The sequence below is a fragment of the Escherichia sp. 10290 genome (assembly GCF_030295155.1).
Lineage (GTDB): Bacteria > Pseudomonadota > Gammaproteobacteria > Enterobacterales > Enterobacteriaceae > Escherichia > Escherichia coli_F.
Genome location: NZ_AP025741.1, coordinates 466,467 through 483,045, shown reverse-complemented (window position 1 = coordinate 483,045; position 16,579 = coordinate 466,467). Strand labels below are relative to the sequence as shown.

Here is a 16,579-nt window from a genome sequence, read left to right as displayed (position 1 = left end):
ATTGTAAAGAAAAAATTCCACTTAAAGTGAAAATTTTAATACATCCCTTACTATACCAATAAATTTTCAAGAATGAAGTGTAAATAATAAATTACATTCAGCCACGACTACGTTGCACTTCCAGCCACCACTTCTCCAGCTCCGCGGCAAAGGCCTGGCGGTCACGTTGTGAAAGGCTATCTGGTCCCCCGGTCTGGATCCCACTGGCGCGTAAGGTATCCATAAAATCGCGCATCGTCAGGCGCTCACGAATGGTCGCTGGTGTGTAACGTTCGCCGCGTGGATTAAGCGCCGCAGCGCCTTTCTCGATGGCTTCAGCAGCCAAAGGAATATCTGCGGTGATCACCAAATCGCCAGCTTCACACTGCCGGACAATTTCGTTATCGGCAACGTCGAAACCTGCCGCGACGCGCAGCGTTCGAATAAATCGCGAAGGCGGTACGCGTAAACTCTGGTTTGCTACCAGCACCAGCGGCATCTGCATACGTTCAGCCGCGCGATACAAAATCTCTTTAATTACATTGGGACACGCGTCGGCATCCACCCAAATTGTCATAAAGTCATCCTTTGTTGGGTAATTCTCTATTGTGTCGCGCTTTTGCCTTCCGGCATAGTTCTGTTTATGCTTCTGCCAGCGATTATCAAAACAATGAATTTCACGGCAGGAGTGAGGCAATGGAAAAGAAAATCGGTTTTATTGGCTGCGGCAATATGGGAAAAGCCATTCTCGGCGGTCTGATTGCCAGCGGTCAGGTGCTTCCAGGGCAAATCTGGGTATATACCCCCTCCCCGGATAAAGTCGCCGCCCTGCATGACCAGTTCGGCATCAACGCCGCAGAATCGGCGCAAGAAGTGGCGCAAATCGCCGACATCATTTTTGCCGCCGTTAAACCAGGCATCATGATTAAAGTGCTTAGCGAAATCACCTCCAGCCTGAATAAAGACTCTCTGGTCGTTTCTATTGCAGCAGGTGTCACGCTCGACCAGCTTGCCCGCGCGCTGGGCCATGACCGGAAAATTATCCGCGCCATGCCGAACACTCCCGCACTGGTTAATGCCGGGATGACCTCCGTAACGCCAAACGCGCTGGTAACCCCAGAAGATACCGCTGATGTGCTGAATATTTTCCGCTGCTTTGGCGAAGCGGAAGTAATTGCCGAGCCGATGATCCACCCGGTGGTCGGTGTGAGCGGTTCTTCGCCAGCCTACGTCTTTATGTTTATCGAAGCGATGGCCGACGCCGCCGTGCTGGGCGGGATGCCACGCGCCCAGGCGTATAAATTTGCCGCTCAGGCGGTAATGGGTTCCGCGAAAATGGTACTTGAAACGGGAGAACATCCGGGCGCACTGAAAGATATGGTCTGCTCACCAGGAGGCACTACTATTGAAGCGGTACGCGTACTGGAAGAGAAAGGCTTCCGTGCCGCAGTGATCGAAGCGATGACGAAGTGTATGGAAAAATCAGAAAAACTCAGCAAATCCTGATGACTTTCGCCGGACGTCAGGCCGCCACTTCGGTGCGGTTACGTCCGGCTTTCTTTGCTTTGTAGAGCGCCAAATCTGCCGATTTCAACCACTCCCGATAGTGACTCATTTGTGGATTCAGCGGCGCGACACCCACACTAATCCGTAACATCACCTGCGGTGTATTCGGCAAACGTAACGTATTTAGCCCTTCATGTACCCGTAACATGGCGGTAATGGCGCTCTCAGCTGGCGTACCGGACATGATCACCGCAAACTCATCGCCACCAAACCGACCAATCACATCGCTACCGCGCAGGGTAATTTGTAATTGTCGGGTAAGCGCCACAATCGCTTCATCGCCCACATCATGGCCCCAGGTATCGTTGATGCTCTTGAAATGGTCGATATCGATAATCAGTAACGTCGCATCGCGGTTATGCCGCCGACAGTTATCAAATTCATTGCGTAACATCGTTTCCCAATGACGTCGGTTATACACGCCCGTCATACCGTCGCGGGTACTCATGACCTGCAACCTGCGTTTATGTTCCGCCAGTTTGGTTGCCGTCTGGTAGCTGACCCAGCCAAACAGCATAGGATAAATGACGATAATGGGAAGGGAGAGCCACCATTCCAGCGGCGCACTATTGAACGACACGGTGATGCCCGTCAATTCGAGGGTGACAAGGCAGGAAACCACCATCAACACCAGACCCGCGACAAACAGACGGGGGCCGCCTGCCCCCATCAAATTCAGACACATAATCATCAACATCGCGGTGGAAGGCAGCACGTTTACGCCCATTACGCCTACCCACATTCCCGCTAATACTGCATCGGTTTTTAAGTTATAAATTTCCCGGCTAAGCGGATCGACAGCCCTACTCGCAATCTGCCAGGCTAAATGCGGCCAGACGAACGCCCAGCCGACCAACACCAGCCACCACCAGCCCGGCGGCGGGTGCGAAACCAGCGTTGAAGCAATCGGTAAGAACATGCCAGCCAGGCCAACCGCGCGGGGTAGTCTGACGCGACGGGCGAAGCGCAGCCCGGACCGCTGATGTTCGTTTTGAGGAGTTAAAGGAGGTTCCTCCCCATGCGCCGCCGCTTTTTTGAAAAAGTTTTCATCATTCATTATTTTTGGGAACATTCAGAAACAATTTTCCCAAATTATAGAGACGGGGCTAAAGGCAGAAGTATGAAATTTCGGGTGAGCCATTTTCGTAGCTCACCCGTTAGCACTATCAGGTATCAGGCGGCTTTCTTGAGGCAGGCGCTCATAAACTTATTACGATCATCACCTTTCAGAGATTGTTGCGTTGCTTGATTATTACATTCGCGCATCTTTTGCTGCTGTGGCGTCAAACTTTTTTCACCAGGCGCAGACTTGCTGTTCTTCAGGCAATCACTCATGTAGGTCTTACGAGCATCCCCTTTCAACGCCTGCGCCGTCGCCTGCTGATTACAGGAGGTCATACGCTGTTGTTGCGGGGTTAAGGTTCTCTCGGCAGCGCCGACGGTGGTTAAAAAAACCAGTCCGAAAAGCAAGGTAACCAGTAATGTTATTTTCATAGCACCATCCCTCTTCATGTTTTAACCATGAGCGTTTGCGCCCGTGATCTGCCATTAAGTCTGGTTGCTAACCGCAAAAAAACCACCCGACAGCGAAAATTCACCGCCGGGCGCGGTTTTATTTCAGCCCCAGGGCGGCTTTCATGGTGTAGAAGAGATCGGTCTGGTCGGTCAGTCCAACGACATTGGCGGCATGTGGGCCATACGCCGCAATACGCAGCTGACTACCGGTATGTTCTTGTGAATCCTCTTCGGAGTTCCCGTAACTCATTACCATCACCGCGCCATCTTTGGTATTTAGCGCCTGGGTGAGGCCCGGCGCTTTGGTGTCCGGCGCGACAATCTGGCTGGCGTGGGCGTGATCAGCGGTGACTATGACCAGCGTGTTGCCATCCTTTTTAGCGAATTCCAGCGCCCGTTGTACGGCTTCGTCGAGATCGACCGTCTCGCCAATTTGCCCACAAGGATTCGCCGCGTGATCCTGTTTATCGATTGATGCACCTTCAACTTGCAGGAAAAAGCCTTTCTCATTTTTACTCAACAATTCAATGGCTTTATCAGTCATCTGCGCCAGGGGCGGTACGCTGTCATTACGTTGCGGATTAGGCGTACAGGTAACTGCGGGCTTGTCGATATTGCCGTGGTACGTTGCTTTCGGTCCTTGCCAGCGCACTGGCATATTGCCGTCAGCAAACAGGCCAAGCAGGGGTTTTTGCTGGTTCGCTTCCGTCACCGCGTTCAGCGAGGCAGCATCGTTCACTAACTGATAACCACGCACCTGCGCCTGTTCACGCAGCGTTTTTCCCTGCCATTCACCAGCGGTTGCCGTTTCCGCAAAGGTTTTTGCGCCGCCGCCAAGCGTAACATCGGCACGGGCGTTAAGCAGCTGTTCGGTAATCGATCCTTTTCCGCCTTTTTCCAGCGCGTTACCCGGACATTTTTCACTGGTCGCGCTCGGACCGTAGCATTTGCGCGAAGTCACATGCGCCACCAACGCGGCGGGAGTGGCATCCTGCAACTCTGCGGTAGAAACGTTACCGGTCGCCAGCCCTGCGGCTTTTGCCATTTCCAGAATCGTTGGGTGATCTTTTTCATGAATATCGACACCCAATGCGCCATTATAGGTTTTGACACCGGTTGACCAGGCAGTTGCTGATGCAGCCGAGTCGGTAACGTAGTCCGGTTTGCCGGTTTTTTTATTCAGCGCATAGTGAGTGTATTGCCCAGTAAGCGGTAAGGCATCAATACCTTTAAAAAAGCCGCCCGCACCTTCGGCATAATTACGTGCGGCAGTAATTTCCGAATCCCCCATCCCATCGCCAATCAGCAAAATAATATTTTTTGCAGGCTTATCGCTAAGAGAATCACGCAGAGCGGCGCTCTGATCACCCGTTAAGCGGCGAGCACCGCCGGGTGCAGTAATATCGCCCTGAGCAGCCCGGTTTTCCAGAATAGGCATTTCTGGTGTCCGGGCTTTTGTCACAGGGGTAAACAGTAACGGTAAGAGTGCCAGTGCAATAGTGCTTTGTTTCACTTTATTTTCTCCATGTACAAATACATTAAAAAATAAAAACAAAGCGACTATAAGTCTCAGCCGTGACAGCTTTATGACAGCTGTTGAAAAGATTACCTTTTTACTGACGAGGATGCTTCAATAACTTCTTTACATAATCGCGCAGCAGCTCCGTATCGTCGTCAGGAATGCTGGCATCGGGCTTTACCTCGTAAAGCGCCCCCTCTACCTGATCAATCAACCGCTGTTGGTCATTTTGCGCCATATTACGAAGCATTGCAGTGACGATAATCTCCAGTGCTTCTACCTGCGCGCACAGTTCTTTCGACTCTTCTTCTTTTTGGGCAAGCTTAAATAACAACTCAGCAATGAGATTTTTCATGTCTGTATTTCCTTATCCAAAGTATGGAGAAGTTAACATTATGCTTCACAACTTCATAGTGTCTGGAGGTAGTATTTTTATGACGAATGAAATACTTTGCGCAAATATTTTTTCCATATTTATCAGCGAAACGTTTCTCTTATTTAAATAAGTAACCATACAAAGTATAGGTTTTTAATTATCAACCTTTATTATAAGTAAAAGTTATGAAATATATTCTCTTTGCTAACTTATAATTAAGAGAAAAAAACTCACTGCATGGCCATTTAAACCAGGAATAAATTAGCTTCCCGTTCATCATTTTTGTGATCTTGCGCACATCTTTGAGATAACGCACTTTCTTCACCAGTACGTTGCACACTTTGTCAGTAGAAGATTGCAACATTCTGTCAGAAGGCCGCGAATCCCCCGTTTTGTCGTGGTAATGTATGCACTTTGTGTTAGACGGGATAGGTTTTCAAGATGGAAAAACTGCGGGTAGGAATCGTTTTTGGTGGTAAATCAGCGGAACATGAAGTGTCTTTGCAATCGGCAAAAAACATTGTCGATGCCATTGATAAAAGTCGCTTCGACGTTGTGCTGCTGGGCATTGATAAACAAGGGCAATGGCACGTCAGCGATGCCAACAATTATCTGCTAAATGCAGACGATCCTGCCCATATTGCGTTGCGCCCTTCGGCGACCAGTCTTGCGCAGGTGCCTGGTAAACATGAGCATCAGCTTATCGACGCGCAAAACGGTCAGCCATTGCCGACGGTGGATGTCATTTTCCCGATTGTTCACGGTACGCTAGGCGAAGATGGTTCCTTGCAGGGAATGCTGCGGGTCGCCAATTTACCGTTTGTGGGTTCTGATGTTTTGGCGTCAGCGGCCTGTATGGATAAAGATGTCACCAAACGTCTGCTACGCGATGCCGGGCTGAACATTGCGCCATTTATTACCCTGACACGCACCAATCGTCAAAACATCAGTTTTGCCGAAGTGAAGTCAAAACTGGGGTTACCGCTGTTTGTAAAACCCGCTAACCAAGGCTCTTCTGTTGGTGTCAGCAAAGTAACCAGTGAAGAAGAGTACGCAATTGCCGTCGATCTGGCGTTCGAGTTCGATCATAAAGTGATCGTTGAGCAAGGGATCAAAGGTCGTGAGATCGAATGCGCGGTTCTGGGCAACGACAATCCGCAAGCCAGTACCTGTGGCGAGATCGTACTAACCAGCGATTTCTATGCCTACGACACCAAGTACATTGACGAAGATGGCGCGAAAGTGGTGGTTCCGGCAGCCATTACGCCTGAAATTAACGATATGATCCGGGCAATTGCCGTTCAGGCTTATCAAACGTTGGGTTGCGCAGGCATGGCGCGTGTAGACGTGTTTTTAACCCCAGAGAACGAAGTGGTAATCAACGAGATCAACACACTGCCAGGCTTCACCAACATCAGTATGTATCCGAAGCTGTGGCAAGCCAGCGGTTTGGGTTACACCGACCTGATCACACGTCTGATCGAGTTGGCGCTGGAGCGTCACGCTGCGGATAACGCATTGAAAACCACGATGTAATTTTTAAATGCCCAATAACTGTTATTGGGCATTTAAGACTGTAAGATTGCCTGATGCGCTTTGCTTATCAGGCCTACAAGATAATTGCAATATACTGATTTTGTAGGCAGGATAAGGCGTTCGCGCCGCATCCGGCAAAAACAACGAGCACTTTGTCAGCCCCCAGAACGCCCAATCCTCTGTTATTGGGCGTTTTCAGTTTCTTCATCGCGACGACGAATAATCAGCCCCGCGAGCCAGAAACTAATCACCCACGTCACCAGACCAACGGCATAGGTCTGCCAACCTTTTGCTTCAAATCCCAGTAACCCCACCACGCCATTAAGAATGAATATCAGGCCAATGGCGAACGCATAGTAGTGCCAGTCACGGCGAATTTTTACAGGCAGACTCATGGCAGCTCCGTTAACGAAAAATAACATCTTCGCATAATCGATAACTTACGTCTGTGGGGTAGACAGCATTTCCCGTATCGTTAAAAAATTTAACTTAAAGTTACCGTTTTGTGACTCGTGACAAATATTCCCGCTTCGGGAATATTCCCAACATCAATTTACCATGATTCTGATATTGACAATCTTAATGACCTGTCAGACTTGCCATAAGCCGCTGGTATGACACCAGAAGAGAAGCAGATGACTTCCGGAGGTTTTTATGGCTGATTTCACCCTGTCAAAATCGCTGTTTAGCGGAAAATATCGCAATGCCTCTTCTACGCCTGGCAACATTGCCTATGCGTTGTTTGTGCTGTTTTGCTTTTGGGCTGGGGCGCAATTGCTGAACCTGTTAGTGCATGCGCCCGGCGTCTATGAGCGTTTAATGCAGGCTCAGGAAACAGGCCGCCCACGGGTGGAAATTGGTTTAGGTGTCGGTACCATTTTCGGGCTGATCCCATTTTTAATTGGCTGCTTCATTTTTGCAGTGGTGGCGCTATGGCTGCACTGGCGACATCGCCGCCAGTAAGAGTAGGTTGCCAGATGCGGCCTAAAATGCCTTATCTGGCCTGGCGTTGCCTTTTGCTTACTGTTTCATACAACGCGCCCGCCGTTCATCTACGCGCTTCGCAAACCAGGCCGTAGTCAGATTGCGGGTAATTTTCGGGCTTTCCAGTTGGATGCCGGGCAACATTTCGCGGGGTAGTGATCTACCCGTTTTTGCTTCGGCAAGTTGATAAACTTCCTTGTACAGCGCCGTCTCCTCAAAAGAGAAGCTGTCCCCTTTCTCTAACTGACGGCGAATTTCGCTGTCGCTCATCCCCAGTTTGCTTGCCAGTTTGCGCGTTGCCAGCTCTGTTTTCCCAGGTTCTTTACTGTCGTAACGAATTAAATCACCGTCCAGCGCCAGCTTTATGCCAGTGGCCTTACTGACCGCGTTCTGAAAAGCGGCATTACGACTGGCGTACCAGCCAGCGTTAAAATCGGCAAAACGGTATATCGGCGCGCTATAACTGGCAGGATAATTCAGTAAATGGTAAGTTCCGAACCACAATCCGCCGCGGCGACTGAAGACTTCCTGACGGACTGTACCGTCCATTTTCCACGGATACCCTTTGGTATGCTGTTCGGCAAACGCAATGCTGACCTGCATCGGTCCACCGGTACGCACTGGATTAAGCGAACCAAACAGCGTCTGCCCCATTGGCACCATGCTGATCAAATCGTCAAAAATCGCGCTTAATTGCTTTTCTGTACGCACAGAATCTAACCGCTCACTATAACTTTTGCCGTTTGGCGATTTGATTTTTAGCGCGGTATGAACCAGAAAAGCAGGGATGTGCATCCGTTCGGCACGACGGTCAATCTCTTGCCATGCTATCTTGCTTAAGCCCGGAACGGGCGGATCTGCCTGATAATTTGACTCCTGCTGCGCCACCGCCAGCACCGAGCAGACATTTTCCAGCGTCGGTGCCAGCCCCTGACTTTCAAACGTGGTGGCAAGATCTTTCGCCCAGGCATCGCGGTCTTTCACACTCGCGGGCACCTTCTGCCGCACGACGCTCGCCACATCTATCGCTTTTTCGCCCTTTTTCAACGGTTGCGGAGCCTGACTACTACACCCTGCTAAAACCAGAACCGCCAATAACGAAAGCGAAGATAGATGATTGACGCGCGACATTACTTCTCCTTTTTAACTCAAGGTATGGGTTACTTCCTGAATTTTGTCACCATCCAGCTCATGTTCAAAGCTGCGCAGACGTTTGTAGATAGACATCAACTCAACCAGCGTGGTCCATGAGTTAATCAGGTACTGAAAAGCACCGCGAACCTGACCAAAAACGTTGGTAATCTGCGTCATCAGGCCGAGCGTAATCGTACCGGCAACAATCGACGGAAACAGCAAGAACAAACCGAAAACGTTATCGACCTGCAAATAGAGAATGCGGGCGATGTTGAAATACATATAGTGAAAATAGAGGCGGAAATAGTTTTTCCGCACGGCGCTAAACAGCTCGCGTACCGTAGGCGGCGTCGCGCGCGATGCATCGTCTTCACCATAAACCAACTCTTTACGGTAGGCAGCTTCTACACGCTGATTTTTAAACTCCAGTCCCGGCAGTTTGATCCCAACCACTGCCAGTAATCCGGTCCCCATCAACGACCATACGATAGCAGCAATCACCAGACCATACGGAATATGCCCGACAATCGGCAGCTCTGGCACATGCGCAGAGAGCGTTACCAGTACCGGCAGGAAGGCGATCAACGTCATGATAGCGTTGATAAAACTGACGCCCATATTCTCAAGCGTTGAAGCAAAACGCATGGTGTCTTCCTGCACACGCTGGGCGGCACCTTCGATATGACGCAGTTGTTGCCAGTTCGCCATGTAATATTCGTTCATCGCCGTACGCCAGCGGAACACGTAGTGACTGACAAAGAAGTTGTTCAGCACACTGATCACCACCGCGATCAGCGCAATCCCCAGAAAGACACCCACTTCGCGGTAAAATTGTTCGATAGTGACTTTATGCGGCGAACTTAGCGCAGTTTGAATCAGATCATAAAACGGCGCATACCAGGCGTTGACGGCAACTCCAACTTCTACCAAAAACCAGGTGACGAAGATAATCAACGCAGTACCGAGTATTGACCAGTATTGCCAACGATGCGGGCTATAAATAAACCAGAACAGTGCAAAAAGCCCTACGCAAACAATGTAGTAAGCGTAAAAAATCAGGAAATCTAACGACCAGAAACGCGCGGCGCTAATTGGGATCTGCCCGGAAGCTCCGGTGATGCGCGCCACCCAATCCCCCCCACCGGCTTGCCAGAAGATAACGGCAATCAATGCCCAAACAAAGGCCGAGAGAAAAAACGTTCCCGGCTTTGGGAAAAAAGACTTAAACATATGCACTCCTGCTAACTTCTTATCGTTTTAACAACTGCTGTGTATTAACCGCATGACCGCTACAAAGAATCAGCCAAATGAAACCGCCCATTGTGACCCATAGCAAGGCGCATAGTTCGCCAGCCTGACCATAAGAATTGTTTCGACGGATTTCACAAACCAAAGATTATTTACATTAGCGGATTAACACGCGCAGGATCACAAATGCAGGCATTGGTGAGCAGGAAAAAGATCGTGTTTACGCGCCGTTAGGTTTTTAACACTATTATTGCACTAATTCGCCCTTTGCAATCCATCAATGAGTAGTATAAATACGCTCAGTTACCTTCATTCAATCTATGGACACCACCGTTGAAACGTAGTCTGCTTTTTTCTGCCGTGCTTTGTGCGGCGTTATTGACCCCCGTCCATGCGGCGCAGCCGATCACTGAACCGGAGTTCGCCTCTGATATTGTCGATCGTTATGCCGATCATATTTTTTATGGCAGTGGTGCCACGGGGATGGCGCTGGTTGTTATCGACGGTAACCAGCGCGTCTTTCGCAGTTATGGCGAAACGCGCCCGGGTAATAACGTTCGCCCGCAGCTGGATTCGGTCGTGCGTATTGCTTCGCTCACCAAGCTAATGACCAGTGAGTTGCTGGTGAAATTGCTCGACCAGGGGACCGTGAAGTTAAACGATCCGCTAAGTAAATATGCTCCACCAGGCGCACGTGTGCCGACTTACAATGGCACGCCTATTACCCTGGTGAATCTGGCAACCCATACCAGTGCCTTGCCACGTGAACAGCCGGGAGGCGCGGCACATCGTCCAGTGTTTGTCTGGCCAACGCGCGAGCAACGCTGGAAATACCTTTCTACGGCGAAGCTGAAAGCCGCGCCAGGCAGTCAGGCGGCATACTCTAACCTTGCGTTCGACCTGCTGGCAGATGCACTGGCGAATGCTTCTGGCAAGCCTTATACCCAGTTGTTTGAAGAGCAGATTACCCGTCCGTTGGGGATGAAAGACACGACCTATACTCCATCGCCGGATCAGTGCCGACGTTTAATGGTTGCTGAGCGCGGTGCCAGTCCATGCAATAACACGCTGGCGGCAATTGGCAGCGGCGGCGTCTATTCCACGCCTGGCGATATGATGCGCTGGATGCAGCAGTATTTGTCATCTGATTTTTATCAGCGCAGTAACCAGGCAGATCGCATGCAGACGTTGATTTATCAGCGAGCGCAGTTTACAAAAGTGATTGGCATGGATGTCCCCGGCAAAGCGGATGCGCTTGGTTTAGGCTGGGTATATATGGCCCCGAAAGAGGGTCGTCCAGGGATTATTCAGAAGACAGGTGGTGGTGGCGGTTTCATTACCTATATGGCGATGATCCCGCAGAAGAATATTGGCGCATTTGTGGTGGTCACTCGTTCGCCATTGACGCGCTTTAAAAATATGAGCGATGGCATCAATGACCTGGTGACCGAACTGAGCGGGAATAAACCGTTGGTCATCCCCGCGTCCTGATTAATACTCTGAAGGCAAACGGTTGATAGCGACCAGTTTGCCTTTATTCATTTCGATATAGCCGCCTTTACGTAAAGCAGCGAGAACTTCTGCGACGACAGAACGCGATATGCGTGTACGTTGATGGATATAATTCATCACGCCAATACGTGAGCGCAATTCTTCATTCCAGTCAATCATTGATAATAACGTGGCGCGGATTTGTTCGTAGGAATTATGTCCAATGAGCTGCACATCGCGTAATTCCAGAATTCTATTTTGCCAGGCTAACCAGTAAAAAGCGTCTCGCCAGAGTTGATTTTGTTCAATAAGCGTAATGGTTTGTTTGGCTGGCAGATGATATCCCGTACAATTTCCTTCTGATATTAATTTGTATGGTATATCGTTTTTCATCAATCCATCAGCCAGTCCCATAATATAAGGTGCCAGGGTAATACCGATAAGTACGTTTTCTTCTCTACGCAGAGATATAATGCCTTCTAAAATAACGAAAGTATCTTCGCTATTGACATCACTTGAAAATATAACTTGCTTTTCATTATTAAACTCGAAGCGCGTGCCGTATCTGGACAAACATTTATCGAGCTTACCAAATTCCTGAAGAGGTTTAACTACAGATAACATTTGCGCGTCCTTTGCAGTAATGCCCGTCAAATCCTTGACGGGCATTATTTAGATTAAATTACCTATTTCTTCGGAGTGAAGAATATTACCAGGTATATTTAACACCCACATTCGCGGACCAGTCTTGATCTACGTCACCACCACCGAGGTAGTTAGCATCGGTATAGGCGCTGAAGTTCTTGGTGAAGCTGAACTGAGTACCCAGACCAACACGTACCGCAGACCCTTCAGTACCGTTATCGATGGAATCACCGTTCACATCGTTATCGTTGTTAGAGTCGTCGTAGACGTAAGCCAGTTTGAAGTACGGAGTCAGAGCCTGGTCTTCGCTGTAGGTGAAGGTATAACCTGCATCTACACCCAGTTCATAACGCATGCTGTCGTAAGACTGACCGTCAACTTTCATGTCGTTACTCAGCTGGTAGTCATCACCAGACTGGAACAGACCAGAAATGCTGCCGTAAGGAGTCACGTAACCAGCATCACCCAGTTTGAAGTCGTAACCGGCTTTCAAACCGAAGCCCCAAGCGTCAGAGTTGGTGCTACCGTCAACGTAAGTACCGTTGCTCATGGTTGCAGACAGGTCGTTGTTGAAGTGAGAGTAGCTCAAGCTACCATCAACAAAGACGTTGTTCGCGAAGTGAGCAGAAGAGTAGATGTAGGCAGTCTGGCTGTCTTGATCCACCTGACCAGAACGGTCATTCATGTCACCTTTAGCGAAGCCTGCAGCCGCACCGACGATCCACTTAGCGTTGTTACCGTCAATTTTGGTATCAACACCGACCATGATGCCGTTAACATCCTGATCATAGTTGATGGTGCCGTTGTCGCCGTTGAAGTTACCACCGAAGTAGCTTACCCATGCGCCGCCGTTATCAGCCAGACCATGACGAGAGTTGGTCAGACGAGTACCAACGGTGTCTTGTTCCAGGTTCCAGATATTGGTGTTTGCAGACGGGATGCTCAGCGCCATGTTAGCGTAGTCGGTCAGCTCCATCTGTTGCAGAACAACGGTGTTACCGCGCTGCTCAGCCTGATAGGTGTATGCACCCAGGTCAGCTTTGTTAGCAGCAGAGAAGGTCGCGTTGGTATTAACGTCGTTTACATAGATAATTTCTTTATCTTTGTAATCAGCGATAGCGCCAGCGCCTGTTGCGTTGTCGATACGAACTTTATAGTTACCGGTTGCAGCAACAACGTTGTCTACAGAGCTGTTATCCAGTTCAGTACCATTGTCTACATCGCCGTTACCGTTGATAGTCAGGTGACCATCAGAGTTCATAGCAACAATACCGTAACCGTAGTTAGACTTGGTAGTATCCCAGGTACGGTCGTTCACAAGATCAGCGTTCAGAACATAATCGCTGCTGTTGATGTCGAACACACCAGCAACTACGTTGCCGTTGTGGTCAGCGATGTTGCCGCTAGTCAGTTCCAGTTTATCTGTACGGAAAGCTTCAGTATCGAACTGATCAACATTCACATCCAGCACACCACCGTTAGTTACGGTGATAGTATTGGTATACAGATTAGAATAATTATTCCAACCAGTAGATTCGGTTAAATTAACGGTACTGTAGCTATCAACAGTCAGGTGGTCTGTAGCAACCACGCCATTTGCACCAATATTCAGTGAAGAACCGTTGGTTAAACCAATGGTATCTGATACCAGAGAGGAATCAGTAACATTTACCTGAGAGCCATTATTTACAGCTAATGTATCAATTACTGAACTATTAACGGTATTCCATTCTGAACTATTGTTCAGTGCTACGTTAAATACGCCGCTCTGGAATACTTTGTTGTCAATAATACGGCCCCAATCATTAGCTTCGATGGTGGCACCAGGGGTCAGGCTGTTCGGCGCAACGTCATACATATCTGCCGGAGCAATTACTTCAGCACTCATGTTTGCTGAACCAACCCACTTACTACCGTTATTCAGAGTAATGTTCAGTTCGTCAACGTTCTGAGCGTCATCTACCCAACCGCCGTTGGTATCAAGGACGCCGTCGCCGTTGCTGTCATGACCGGTGGAATAGAAGAATACGCCATCGTTATTCCAGTGACTTGTAAATTCGACATCACCCAACAGAGTTGAATGGTCAAAGTTTACATTGTTTTTCATGGAATAATTTGAGCTAGCATTGTCAGTGAATGACAGTGCTACGTCATTCTGACCACCATCACCAGCGTAATCACTTGGTTCATCAGATTTACCAAAAAAGCCATTGCTTTCTTCCAGCGGAGTCTGTGATCCTGAAGTTACAGTGGAGTTAGACACATTAATGTTGTTGTCCCACTGATGATATTCGCTAGTATAAGTTGTGTTGCTTGTATTGCCTTCAGACAGCGCAATACCAGCAACACGGGAGTTGTTGGTAATATTGATATTGCTTTCAACATCAAGATTTACTGCAACACCCAGAGCGGTATAGAACGTTTCATTGGTTGACTTAGATTTATCACCATCAAGATATGTGTCAGTGAAGTAAAGCGCTTCATAGTCATCATCAATGGTGGAATTGGATACGTTCAGAGTGAATACATCACCATCGTACCAATTGTAGTCAAGGTCAGTAGTGGTTCCATTATGGAAAGTGTAGCCGTTATAAATCTGTGGTGATGTAACTTCACCTTTCTCATTAACTTTTTCAGGCGTAATGCTGTAATAACCAAATGGCAGTTCAGAGGTGATTGCCCCATGAATTACTGAATTGCTGATATCTACCTGGTTAACAGAACCGCTAGCGTAATCATGATTCAAGTAATAAGTAGAAATGGTACCGTTAACGGTATCGCCTTTAAAGACGGTATCGAAATCACCATTGGCATTGTTATAGTAAACAAAACCATTGTAAGTTACGTAGTTACCATCTGAACCCATCGGGTCCATACCGCCAACATCGGCAATTCCATCATTGTCAGTGTCATACGGCCAAACTAAATCGGTCGTGGTGTTGTCATGATACCCCCAGGTATCATAGTTTGCTGCATTAGCCTGAGAGGTGATAGCCAGAGTGCAAGCCAATGCTAATTGTGATACTACAAGTTTCTTTTTCCAGGAGTGCATTTGTCATCCCTCCTCAGGGACGTAATAAGTTGATCCATCAATTATCAATGCATAGAAAACATATTATGTTTCGCGTTTACGATTATGCGGCGTTATAGAGGAATGGTTCAATTATTCTTTCCCCTAAGTCCGATTGCGGACATATATAAAGCACGTGAACACACATAAAGAAATAAATAACAAAAATACATTATTTCAATAGGTTAATGAAAGCGCCAATTTTAAAACATAGACCATAAAAATATAAAACAACCAAACCAGACAAATAATGTATCAATAAGCAATGAACTTTACGCTATTCACTTTTTGAAAACGTCACCAAATCCCCAAAAACAATAATCTATAGCTATAAATAAAAATTAAAAATATTTTCAATGAATATAAATTTATTGCTATTTCTATTACAAAGATGTCCTGACCTCTCATTCATTCTCTTCTTGTCAACATCGCGACAACTTTCGTAAAACATCCCCACCCTGCTTCAGGTATACTATGCCCCTCGATTCCACAAACATCAGGCAGACCATGACAGATTTAATCCAACGCCCTCGTCGCCTGCGCAAATCTCCTGCGCTGCGCGCTATGTTTGAAGAGACAACACTTAGCCTTAACGACCTGGTGTTGCCGATCTTTGTTGAAGAAGAAATTGACGACTACAAAGCCGTTGAAGCCATGCCAGGCGTGATGCGCATTCCAGAGAAACATCTGGCACGCGAAATTGAACGCATCGCCAACGCCGGTATTCGTTCAGTGATGACTTTCGGCATCTCTCACCATACCGATGAAACCGGCAGCGATGCCTGGCGGGAAGATGGACTGGTGGCGCGTATGTCGCGCATCTGCAAGCAGACCGTGCCAGAAATGATCGTTATGTCAGACACCTGCTTCTGTGAATACACATCTCACGGTCACTGCGGTGTGCTGTGCGAGCATGGCGTCGACAACGACGCGACCCTGGAAAATTTAGGCAAGCAGGCCGTGGTTGCAGCTGCTGCAGGTGCAGACTTCATCGCCCCTTCCGCCGCAATGGATGGCCAGGTACAAGCGATTCGCCAGGCGCTGGACGCTGCGGGCTTTAAAGATACGGCGATCATGTCGTATTCGACCAAGTTCGCCTCTTCCTTTTATGGTCCGTTCCGTGAAGCGGCGGGAAGTGCATTAAAAGGCGATCGCAAAAGTTATCAGATGAACCCAATGAACCGTCGCGAGGCGATTCGTGAGTCACTGCTGGATGAAGCCCAGGGCGCAGACTGCCTGATGGTTAAACCAGCCGGAGCGTACCTCGACATCGTGCGTGAGCTGCGTGAGCGTACTGAATTGCCGATTGGTGCGTATCAGGTGAGCGGTGAGTACGCGATGATTAAGTTCGCCGCGCTGGCGGGTGCTATAGATGAAGAGAAAGTCGTGCTCGAAAGCTTAGGTTCAATTAAGCGTGCGGGTGCGGATCTGATTTTCAGCTACTTTGCGCTGGATTTGGCTGAGAAGAAGATTCTGCGTTAATGATCATTATGCCGGGTTATCCAACCCGGCATTT

General features: G+C 48.6%; 16 protein-coding genes. 5 read left to right on the top strand and 11 right to left on the bottom strand.

Going from position 1 to position 16,579, the window contains the following annotated elements; all coding sequences use genetic code 11:
• Positions 1-97 precede the first annotated feature (97 nt).
• Complete coding sequence (locus QUE74_RS02320) at positions 98-556, bottom strand: YaiI/YqxD family protein (RefSeq protein WP_000158159.1); 459 nt, start codon at positions 554-556, stop codon at positions 98-100.
• A 119-nt stretch (positions 557-675) separates the two neighbouring features.
• On the opposite strand from QUE74_RS02320, the gene proC reads away from it, so the two are divergent.
• The gene (gene proC / locus QUE74_RS02315; protein WP_001295331.1) at positions 676-1,485 is read left to right on the top strand and encodes a pyrroline-5-carboxylate reductase; all 810 of its coding nucleotides are present in this window, start codon (positions 676-678) and stop codon (positions 1,483-1,485) included.
• A gap of 16 nt (positions 1,486-1,501) precedes the next feature.
• On the opposite strand, the gene adrA is transcribed toward proC, so the two are convergent.
• From adrA to QUE74_RS02290, 5 genes are all read right to left on the bottom strand, one after another.
• Positions 1,502-2,617 (bottom strand): diguanylate cyclase AdrA, encoded by a 1,116-nt coding sequence (adrA, locus tag QUE74_RS02310; RefSeq protein WP_000484052.1) that lies wholly within the window; start codon positions 2,615-2,617, stop codon positions 1,502-1,504.
• Positions 2,618-2,718: 101 nt separating this feature from the next.
• Positions 2,719-3,039 carry a phosphate starvation-inducible protein PsiF gene (psiF, locus tag QUE74_RS02305; protein ID WP_001295332.1) on the bottom strand — a complete coding sequence of 107 codons (321 nt, stop codon included), beginning with the start codon at positions 3,037-3,039 and terminating at the stop codon, positions 2,719-2,721.
• A gap of 118 nt (positions 3,040-3,157) precedes the next feature.
• On the bottom strand, positions 3,158-4,573 hold the full coding sequence (gene phoA, locus QUE74_RS02300; protein ID WP_286331896.1) for an alkaline phosphatase: 1,416 nt from the start codon (positions 4,571-4,573) through the stop codon (positions 3,158-3,160).
• A 100-nt stretch (positions 4,574-4,673) separates the two neighbouring features.
• Positions 4,674-4,934: an anti-adapter protein IraP gene (gene iraP, locus QUE74_RS02295; protein WP_000792970.1), complete on the bottom strand. Its 261-nt coding sequence runs from the start codon at positions 4,932-4,934 to the stop codon at positions 4,674-4,676.
• Positions 4,935-5,115: 181 nt separating this feature from the next.
• On the bottom strand, positions 5,116-5,319 hold the full coding sequence (locus QUE74_RS02290; RefSeq protein ID WP_001353412.1) for a hypothetical protein: 204 nt from the start codon (positions 5,317-5,319) through the stop codon (positions 5,116-5,118).
• 77 nt (positions 5,320-5,396) lie between these two features.
• On the opposite strand from QUE74_RS02290, the gene ddlA reads away from it, so the two are divergent.
• Positions 5,397-6,491, top strand: a complete 1,095-nt coding sequence (gene ddlA, locus QUE74_RS02285; RefSeq protein WP_000413663.1) for a D-alanine--D-alanine ligase — start codon at positions 5,397-5,399, stop codon at positions 6,489-6,491.
• Between the two features lie 182 nt (positions 6,492-6,673).
• Here the strand turns inward: ddlA and QUE74_RS02280 are convergent, their stop codons facing one another.
• Positions 6,674-6,886, bottom strand: a complete 213-nt coding sequence (locus QUE74_RS02280; RefSeq protein WP_000056900.1) for a DUF2754 domain-containing protein — start codon at positions 6,884-6,886, stop codon at positions 6,674-6,676.
• 259 nt (positions 6,887-7,145) lie between these two features.
• Here QUE74_RS02280 and QUE74_RS02275 point away from each other — a divergent pair, with 259 nt between their 5' ends.
• Positions 7,146-7,454 carry a YaiY family protein gene (locus tag QUE74_RS02275; RefSeq protein WP_000763146.1) on the top strand — a complete coding sequence of 103 codons (309 nt, stop codon included), beginning with the start codon at positions 7,146-7,148 and terminating at the stop codon, positions 7,452-7,454.
• Positions 7,455-7,511: 57 nt separating this feature from the next.
• Here the strand turns inward: QUE74_RS02275 and yaiW are convergent, their stop codons facing one another.
• Complete coding sequence (gene yaiW / locus QUE74_RS02270; RefSeq protein ID WP_000092059.1) at positions 7,512-8,606, bottom strand: surface-exposed outer membrane lipoprotein YaiW; 1,095 nt, start codon at positions 8,604-8,606, stop codon at positions 7,512-7,514.
• Positions 8,607-8,618: 12 nt separating this feature from the next.
• Entirely contained in the window at positions 8,619-9,839 is a 1,221-nt protein-coding gene (gene sbmA / locus QUE74_RS02265) for a peptide antibiotic transporter SbmA (RefSeq protein WP_001353414.1), read from the bottom strand.
• 351 nt (positions 9,840-10,190) lie between these two features.
• On the opposite strand from sbmA, the gene ampH reads away from it, so the two are divergent.
• Entirely contained in the window at positions 10,191-11,348 is a 1,158-nt protein-coding gene (ampH, locus tag QUE74_RS02260) for a D-alanyl-D-alanine-carboxypeptidase/endopeptidase AmpH (protein ID WP_000830728.1), read from the top strand.
• On the opposite strand, the gene iprA is transcribed toward ampH, so the two are convergent.
• Together iprA and QUE74_RS02250 are read right to left on the bottom strand one after the other, a co-directional pair.
• Positions 11,349-11,972 carry a hydrogen peroxide resistance inhibitor IprA gene (gene iprA, locus QUE74_RS02255; RefSeq protein WP_001355161.1) on the bottom strand — a complete coding sequence of 208 codons (624 nt, stop codon included), beginning with the start codon at positions 11,970-11,972 and terminating at the stop codon, positions 11,349-11,351.
• Between the two features lie 85 nt (positions 11,973-12,057).
• A complete protein-coding gene (locus QUE74_RS02250) occupies positions 12,058-15,045 on the bottom strand; it encodes an autotransporter outer membrane beta-barrel domain-containing protein (protein WP_000556429.1) in 2,988 nt (995 codons plus the stop codon).
• A 525-nt stretch (positions 15,046-15,570) separates the two neighbouring features.
• Here QUE74_RS02250 and hemB point away from each other — a divergent pair.
• A complete protein-coding gene (hemB, locus tag QUE74_RS02245) occupies positions 15,571-16,545 on the top strand; it encodes a porphobilinogen synthase (RefSeq protein ID WP_001295337.1) in 975 nt (324 codons plus the stop codon).
• Positions 16,546-16,579: the final 34 nt, after the last annotated feature.